At 39.1% G+C, this 7685-nt stretch carries 7 protein-coding genes and 1 tRNA gene; 3 read left to right on the top strand and 5 right to left on the bottom strand.

Features of this window, described 5'->3' with window-relative positions; translation table 11 throughout:
• Positions 1 to 212: 212 nt before the first annotated feature.
• Together F6K54_RS36010 and F6K54_RS36005 are read right to left on the bottom strand one after the other, a co-directional pair.
• Positions 213 to 285, bottom strand: a tRNA-Thr gene (locus F6K54_RS36010).
• Between the two features lie 58 nt (positions 286 to 343).
• Positions 344 to 724: a cytochrome c gene (locus F6K54_RS36005; RefSeq protein WP_293088615.1), complete on the bottom strand. Its 381-nt coding sequence runs from the start codon at positions 722 to 724 to the stop codon at positions 344 to 346.
• Between the two features lie 1177 nt (positions 725 to 1901).
• Here F6K54_RS36005 and petG point away from each other — a divergent pair.
• On the top strand, positions 1902 to 2018 hold the full coding sequence (petG, locus tag F6K54_RS35995; protein WP_124147707.1) for a cytochrome b6-f complex subunit V: 117 nt from the start codon (positions 1902 to 1904) through the stop codon (positions 2016 to 2018).
• Here petG and rsmD read toward each other — a convergent pair.
• The 3 genes from rsmD to ltrA form a co-directional block, all read right to left on the bottom strand.
• Positions 2004 to 2579: a 16S rRNA (guanine(966)-N(2))-methyltransferase RsmD gene (gene rsmD, locus F6K54_RS35990; protein WP_293088613.1), complete on the bottom strand. Its 576-nt coding sequence runs from the start codon at positions 2577 to 2579 to the stop codon at positions 2004 to 2006. The two genes, petG and rsmD, sit on opposite strands and share 15 nt — an antisense overlap.
• Before the next feature lie 7 nt (positions 2580 to 2586).
• Positions 2587 to 3144 carry an imidazole glycerol phosphate synthase subunit HisH gene (gene hisH / locus F6K54_RS35985; protein WP_293088617.1) on the bottom strand — a complete coding sequence of 186 codons (558 nt, stop codon included), beginning with the start codon at positions 3142 to 3144 and terminating at the stop codon, positions 2587 to 2589.
• 134 nt (positions 3145 to 3278) lie between these two features.
• A complete protein-coding gene (gene ltrA / locus F6K54_RS35980) occupies positions 3279 to 5162 on the bottom strand; it encodes a group II intron reverse transcriptase/maturase (protein WP_293088611.1) in 1884 nt (627 codons plus the stop codon).
• Between the two features lie 609 nt (positions 5163 to 5771).
• Between ltrA and F6K54_RS35975 the strand changes: the two genes are divergently transcribed.
• Together F6K54_RS35975 and F6K54_RS35970 are read left to right on the top strand one after the other, a co-directional pair.
• On the top strand, positions 5772 to 5927 hold the full coding sequence (locus F6K54_RS35975; RefSeq protein WP_293088609.1) for a hypothetical protein: 156 nt from the start codon (positions 5772 to 5774) through the stop codon (positions 5925 to 5927).
• A 364-nt stretch (positions 5928 to 6291) separates the two neighbouring features.
• A complete protein-coding gene (locus F6K54_RS35970) occupies positions 6292 to 6801 on the top strand; it encodes a peptidase C15 (protein ID WP_293088607.1) in 510 nt (169 codons plus the stop codon).
• The last annotated feature ends 884 nt before the right edge of the window (positions 6802 to 7685 follow it).

Raw genomic sequence — 7685 nt, 5'->3', positions numbered from 1 at the left:
AGATGTCCCTTTGACAAAAAAGATAATTTACGCCCTAAAAAATGGTATTAAAGCCATCCATTCTGACTCCTGACTCCTGACTCCTGACTCCTAAGAAATACCCTAGATATTTGTAGCAAACATTTATCAATCTGGTATAATTTAATATCCTGCGTAAGTCATGCTTCAGTTAGAGAAAAACGAAGGCATGAGAATTTGAATTTCATTAAAAAAGCCGATGAGGAGACTCGAACTCCTGACCGTTCGATTACAAGTCGAGTGCTCTACCAACTGAGCTACATCGGCAACGTTTTTAATAATAGCAAAGCTACACCTATTTATGCAACCCCTTTTTACTTTTAAATCAAATTTGTTTTAAATAGCTTAATAAATCGGCCATTTCCCGATCACTGGGCTGAAATTGGGGCATAGGTGGTGTTTGGCCACTAATTACTTGCTTAATAATTGCCACATCTGACTTACGTTGGGAAATTCCTTCTAAATATGGTCCTACCTGACTTTCTAAAACCCACTCGTGACAACCTGCACAGTTCATTTGAAAAATTGCGTGGCCTTGAACTGGGTCTCCATCAATAGACAATACTCTCTCTGTATAAGGATCGGAAACCTGAAACTGCCTAAGTCCTAAAAACATAAATAGGACCGCCAACAGAACAGCCAAACCCACTAAAGTGCTCCACTTCAGTAAGACTTCTTTTTTGGTATCAGCAAGCTGGTTATCCAAAATCTTTATATCTCAAAAACTATCTACAAGAAAGTTTAATATCAATTAATATACCTTAACAGTATGGCTGTTTTTTGGGTAATACTTTTATCCTACTTTTTGTATCATACAATGTAGTATGGAAATATAAGTCAAAAGTCATGCATTCAAAAGTAAGAAGTAAGAAGTGAATTATAGTGGTCAATAGAAGTTAACAATTTAGTAAGTATTTCTGCTTAATATTTTCCTGAAAATTTGATGAATGAGAAAGTTAAATAAAGATAATTCGTACAGTATAAATACCTACTAAGCTACCGAATTCTTATAATACTCTAGTGTTACAACTTGACGTGTGGAACGTGGATTTTATCTCAACGTTGGTTGAAGACCCGCGCTCTCCCGTTGGCGGAGGATGGTGGCGGCAGCTATTAGGGGAGCGTCGCTAGGGAAAACCAATCAATAAGAGCGGTTCTTACAAGGGTATGCTATCCTAATATAATTAGGCTGCTGGGCTAGCAGTTTCAGTCTGTGGAGCGCGCCTTTAGACCAGAAAGAGGTTTGGCCTCCTCAGCAGGTGCTACGTTAGCGCAGCTCCTCTGTCAAGAGGAAGCAGAAAGTCCTGATCCGCGAGGTTTAGGAATCCCGCGTTGTCGCATAAGCGCAACGTCGGGAGGATGTCAACTCAAGTAAAATATTTAATATTAATCAATACTTAGAGTTTGCTGAATAAAGTTTTTTGGTAAGGGGAGGAGTCAGAAGTCAGAAGTCAACCCACCCCTCGCCCCTCCCCCTCCCAGGAGGGGAAGTCAGGAGGAATGGGAATTATAGAGGAGGTAGTTGGATATTTTGTCCTTTGATTTTTCTGCCCTTGTCTGCTATAGAACCCAAGTGGATTTGGTATAAAAATGGGAGAGGATGTCAATTTTAATATAGAGGAGCAGATGCTTATATATTGGCCTAGGAGTTCTTGACCGAAAAAATGTGGTCTAAAGCCTCTCCTTTTAAGGGGATAAAATAAAGAACATATTCCATATTTGAAGCCTCTTGCTTGACCTTTGTCATGCTGCGCAAACAGCTAGAGGTACTGATAACTGATAACTGATAACTGAAATGACTGGCACTTTCTCCCCAGACTCAAAAGAAATAGTAATATTGATCGATAAACAAATAAAAAATTCAACTATAAGGAGTTGGCTTCGTGGTAGAACCATTACTTTCTGGAATCGTACTAGGTCTGATCCTCGTGACATTGGCAGGACTATTTTTTGCAGCCTACCAACAATATCGACGGGGCAACCAATTAAACATCGACTAGATTAGTTAATCTCTCCTCTTGTTCGGGACGAAAGAAGGTCAAAGCTGTATTGCCATAGACCTTCTGCCGACAAATTTCTAAGGTGGAAATCGATTTAATAGATAATCCTTCGGGACTATGTTCCACTGCTAACTCGCTGGTTGGTGCTAGAAGTTGATATTGGGCGATCGCCTCCAATACTGGTTGATATAAATCGCTAGCATAAGGTGGGTCAAAATAAATCAAGTCAAACTTCTGCCCTACCAGCACTTTTAAACGTTTTAACACATCTCCCCGTAACACCTGAAATTCCTGGGATGACCTGGCCACAAGTTGCCAATTTTGATGAATTACAGCACAAGCAGGGCCATACCGTTCAATAGCGACCGCAAAGGATGCTCCTCTACACAAAGCTTCAGCACCCATAGAACCCACACCTGCACATATATCTAACCATCGACAACCAGCTATATTAGTTTGCCAAATATTAAAAACTGCTTCTCGCACTTTGGCCAAAGTTGGACGAGTGGTCATTCCAGGTAAAGTTTTTAATGGACGATTTCCATATATCCTTAAGTTCATGGTTGCCCTAACCAGCTAAAGCCAAATTTTCAGATATAACTTTATTAACAAAATTTGACAAAATTTGTAGCCCAAGAGTAGAAGATTTTTCTGGATGAAACTGTACTGCCATTAAATTGTTTTGCCCTACTGCTGCTGTGACTGTTTGATGGCCGTGAGTAACTGTTGCTGCTGTAACTTTAGAGTCAGTGGGGTCAACATAGTAGGAATGAACAAAATATACCCAAGGGTGAGAAGTTATTTCACTCCACAAAGGATGGTCTGGTTGAGTAAATTGTAGTTGATTCCAACCCATTTGAGGAATTGTCAGACCAGGCTCAGATTTAAACCGACGTACTGTTCCAGCAAGTATTCCTAAACCTGCTTCCTGACCTTCTTCGCTACTTTCAAATAATATTTGCAAGCCTAAACATATACCTAAAAAAGGTTTCCCAGAAGCAATGACTTGTTTTATTGGTGCTTCTAAGTGTCGCGATCGCAAGTGTTGTACTGCCGGATCGAAAGATCCTACTCCTGGTAAAATTACTGCATCAGCTTGTTCTATTTCTATTGGAGAATCTGTAATTTTTGGAGTTGCACCAGTTTTTTCTAAACCTTTACAGACAGAATGTAAATTGTTAAACTAAGCAAGCTCATTTCCAGATGAATCCTTTATAAAGCCTGCTCGTCTTCAGAACCGGACGTGAGACTTTCACCTCATCACGGCTCCTCTCTTAAACGTCCCTTTTCATGGGTACACCCTTGCCTTAATATCAACATATCGTCAACCCATAAATAATCTTCAGGTAAATCCTGTAACTTTGGTTCTGCGTATGTCTTTTTATCCAAGGCAGTTTTAGTATCGTGGCAATGTCGGTGCAACAATTGTTTGTTCTTATATGTGTTGTCACCACCTTCGGACCTTGGTTTTATATGGTCTACTTCCATAAGGTCATTTGGTCTAAAGGTTAGTCCACAAAATGCGCATTTATTCTTTTGCCGTTTTAACAGCGTTGTGACTTCTTTCTTTACACCAGGATATTTACCGATTCTATTACTCCAATAAGTCCAATCACCGTCATAAGGGGATTTACTACCTTTCACCTTTATGTGCCGTACAATAGGTACATCCGAGTGTTGGTTAAGTATATATTCGCCGTCATTAAGTATCCAATCTCTGGTTTCTTTGTAGCGAGGGAAATACTTATCTTTAACCCATTTGGCTGGCTTATTTGGATGCCTTCTACTTGCCCATCGCCATAGTCTTTTCCATAGGAGAAAATCAAGTTTTTGAAATATCTCTTTACTGATCGCGGCTGAGTAGTAGTTAGCCCATCCTCTAATTACCGGGTTTAACTTGCTTATTAAAGCCTCTGTTGGAGCGGTTTTGTGTGAGTTACATATATCCGCCAGTTTTCGGTAGTGGGTTTTTATACTTTTGGAGGATGGTTTAATCAGCGTTTTGAATTCTTTTTTGGTTGTCTTAATGTTCCATTGCCTGATAGTGAAACCAAGAAAGTCAAATCCAGGTTTGTTTCCTTCATGTTCTTCCAAGGTGTGGGCAATCTTAGTTTTCTCTGGTTTTAGTTCTAATCCTACTTGGTTTAACCATTCCTGTATTACGGCTTTTGCTTTTAAAACTACTTTGATGTCTTCGTGTAGGATTACAAAGTCATCAGCATAGCGTATTAGGGAAAGACTTTTCATTTTGTCTCTCTGACCTATTTGCCTTCCTCTGTTATCTTTAATATCAAGAGTTTTGGCAAATTCCATTAGCCTTTCTTCCATACCGTGTAGGGCGATGTTTGCTAGTAAGGGCGATATTACCCCTCCCTGTGGCGTTCCTTCCATAGTGCTTGAGAATTGATTATTGTCAAATACACCAGCTCTTAACCATTGTTTGATTAATTGCCTGTAGGGTGTCTGACCTAATTTTCTCAACAGTGCATCATGGTTAATTCGGTCAAAACATTTTGATATATCAGCATCAAGTACATATTTTGACTTTTTGTTAATGCTGAGATAGATTGCTTCAATAGCATCATGCGTTGACCGTCCTGGTCTAAAACCATAACTGTTATGTTCAAAGTGTGCCTCCCACTCTGGTTCCATACCTAATTTTACCAAGGCTTGCAATGCACGGTCGTACATTGTAGGGATTCCAAGAGGTCTCTTTTCATCCCTCCCTGGTTTTGGTATATATACTCTGCGGGTCGGGCTTGCCTTGAGGTGTCGTGATGCTAGTAGGTTCACCAAGTTAAGTCTTTGTATGGGTGGCAGGTTTTTAATACCATCTATCCCCGCAGTTTTCTTCCCCTGGTTATCCTGTGTCACGCGCCTAACAGCTAGCAACCTAGCGTAATAGCTTTTTAAAAGAAGTTTTTGGTATCTGTGCATCTTGCGGAGTTCGCCACGGCTGGATGCTTTGTAAATCAATTTTTGTAATTTGAATACAGATTTCTCTACCTTCTTCCAATTTATATCCTTCCATTTAAGGACCGGATTGATTGAAATTTGTGAAGGTATATCGCCTGTATCCCTTGCTACGCTTAAAAATGGCTTAGGATTCCCTAACTTTCTTTTTAGTGTCTGAGCTTTATTCATTACTATTCGTTGCCTTACATTACGTCTAACAGTGGGTAAGTCTGCAAATAAAGCTTTTTACCCAATCCTACTCTCCCTTTGACCTGCAACCATAGTGCAGATTGACCTTGAATGGCTTCCTAAGTTCTCGACCTATATTCTTAGGTGTCAAAGAGAGGTTTCCTCGTTCCCTTATTCCTTTATTGCGACTGATTTAGTGGGGTAAAATCTCCCGGAGGGTTCGGTATGGTTGTTGATAATATCACGCATATAAGATTATCCAATGACCCTCTGACTTTCGTCCTACATTCCATAGCTACCTTTGGAGTGGTTCTACGTAACGAGAGTTTAATCACCTTCCTATTCGTCCACTTGTCAGCCTTTGCTTGCGGTATCGTTCCTCGGTAACTGGTATTTTCCCGCTTTTAGACCAGCTTCACAGATTGATGCTCAGTCGCTACCATGTGGCCTATGCTGTCAACCCAACAACAGGGCGGGTGGAATTTCACCACCAAGGTAATAAGAGTTATTCACAAGTCGAGGTTATCCTCATGTGTTGACTTGGAATGGCCATTTATACCTAGTTTCCTAGTTTAGTGGCCAACGAGTCGCACACCCATATCGTAGTCTATGACTGCAATAGTTGGCATTAATTTTTTTCCTTATCTAGTAGTTGGCAATTTTATTATAGTCAAGAAGTTATATCATGTCCGGTTGAATACTTACACTTTGGAAGAGGTAAGGCAGAAGACAGAAGGCAGGAGGCAGAAGGAAAGAAAAGGTTAGAAGGGAAAAGGTTTTTTTATCACGCTATTATCCGGACATGATATTATACCAAATTGAAATGAAGTTGTATAGAATAATATTTCAGGCATAATTGACCGTAGATAGGTGTAGATAGAGATAGATCGATTTAATGAATTTCATCATTCTATGCAACCTCATATAAAACTGGTATTAGTATGATTTAAATAAACAAAGACACTTATGCTGAGAGCAGAAGGAAGAATTGGATGGGGTATAAAACCCCATCCAATTTTAGGCAATGCGAGTTACAGTGAGGTTTTGTACCCTTCTGCCTTCTGCCTCCTGCCCTCTGCCTTTCCTGATAATTTACACATTTTTTTATTTTATCTTTGTTGTTTGAAGAATGAAAATCAAAGTTTTACTGACATCATTTGATATATGGAAACCTCACCATAAATCTAATTCTTCTGATGATTTACTTAGTCTGATATTTTTTCAAAATTTCAATAATTATTCATTGATTTTTTTAAGAAAGTTGCCTGTTGATGTACAGAGAGCTACAAAGATTGTTATTCATAAAATAGAAGAGATTAAGCCTGATTTGATTATTTGTTGTGGTATGGCAGAAAAAAGGGAAATTCTCACAATAGAATCTCAAGCTAGTTGTGGAGAAGTGGTGATGAAAACTTCTATTGATTTAGCAGAGTTAGTTGTAGGATTGGATATGACTGAAATTAGTAATGATGCTGGAAAATTTGTTTGTGAAGGCTTGTATTATTCAGTTTTAAAATATCTCGATCTGAGTTATTTAAAAAGCAAATGTATTTTTCTTCATGTACCTATTTTAACAGAAAAAAATCGGGATTTAATTGTAGGAGATTTCATTAAATTGTTATCATTATTCAGTCAATAAGTAGGTAGGTGTAGATGAAGGCAGGAGGCAGAGGGCAGAAGGCAGAAGGAAGAGAGCAAAGTTTGAAGTGAAGAGGTTTTTTATAACTAATTATCTGAACATGATATTAGTTAGGTGGTAGGTGGTAGGTATAAAAGAGAATAAGTGCAAATGTTTCAATTCTTTTAGGTATTCGTATTTTACTGCAACAATCTTTATTGAATTTGGTATTACTTAATTTAAGGATCTAAAAAAATGAGGAATAGATTTTAAATTTGAATTAGACATCTCCAATAATAAAAAATCAAATCAATTATGGTACATAAATTGTCAATTCTTTCCCCCTACTCCCTACTCCCTACTTCCTACTCCCTCTTTTCTGGAGATGTCTATTATTTTCATTGACAGTATTTTTTTTTGTGGTATTGTAGAAGTACTTTCTATAAATTTATTCATCAACGCAAGTATAAACATTTTGCGGATGGGAACCCGCGTCGGCGTAAGACGCAAGCGGTCAGACCCCGCGACGACGCCAGCTCGCTTGCGGAATGCTGACTAAGAGAGGGAATGCCTACCAAGAAGGCTAGTCTGTGGAGCGACTGTAAGACCTTCTGAGAGTAAATCTCGGAGGGCGGGTGCGATGAAACAGAAAGCCCCTAACAGGGATGCTAGGGAATCCCGCGCTGTCTTGTAGAGCAGCGTCGCAAGGATGTCAATAGAGATAAACTATCTCTGTAATTACCTATAGCTAAACTGACTCTGGATTGAATCAAGATACGAATAATCTAGTGCAAAAAGGCAGAAGGCAGGAGGCTTTAGTTATCTAGGATAGCAGAAGGCAGAAGGGAAGAAAGGTTATTGTACAAGCTTTTGAACCTTTTTTAACTGGTCAGTTATTTCCGCCA

Origin of the sequence: Okeania sp. SIO3B5 (genome assembly GCF_010692555.1) — a bacterium.
GTDB lineage: Bacteria > Cyanobacteriota > Cyanobacteriia > Cyanobacteriales > Microcoleaceae > Okeania.
The sequence above is the reverse complement of the archived record's forward strand: the minus strand, read 5'-3'. Positions and strand labels throughout refer to the sequence as shown.

What these genes read in the sequence shown, in the direction of transcription:
- rsmD (WP_293088613.1), bottom strand. Translation starts at nt 2,579, where the DNA reads ATGAACTTAAGGATATATGGAAATCGTCCATTAAAAACTTTACCTGGA.
- ltrA (WP_293088611.1), bottom strand. Translation starts at nt 5,162, where the DNA reads ATGAATAAAGCTCAGACACTAAAAAGAAAGTTAGGGAATCCTAAGCCA.
- F6K54_RS35975 (WP_293088609.1), top strand. Translation starts at nt 5,772, where the DNA reads ATGACTGCAATAGTTGGCATTAATTTTTTTCCTTATCTAGTAGTTGGC.
- F6K54_RS35970 (WP_293088607.1), top strand. Translation starts at nt 6,292, where the DNA reads ATGAAAATCAAAGTTTTACTGACATCATTTGATATATGGAAACCTCAC.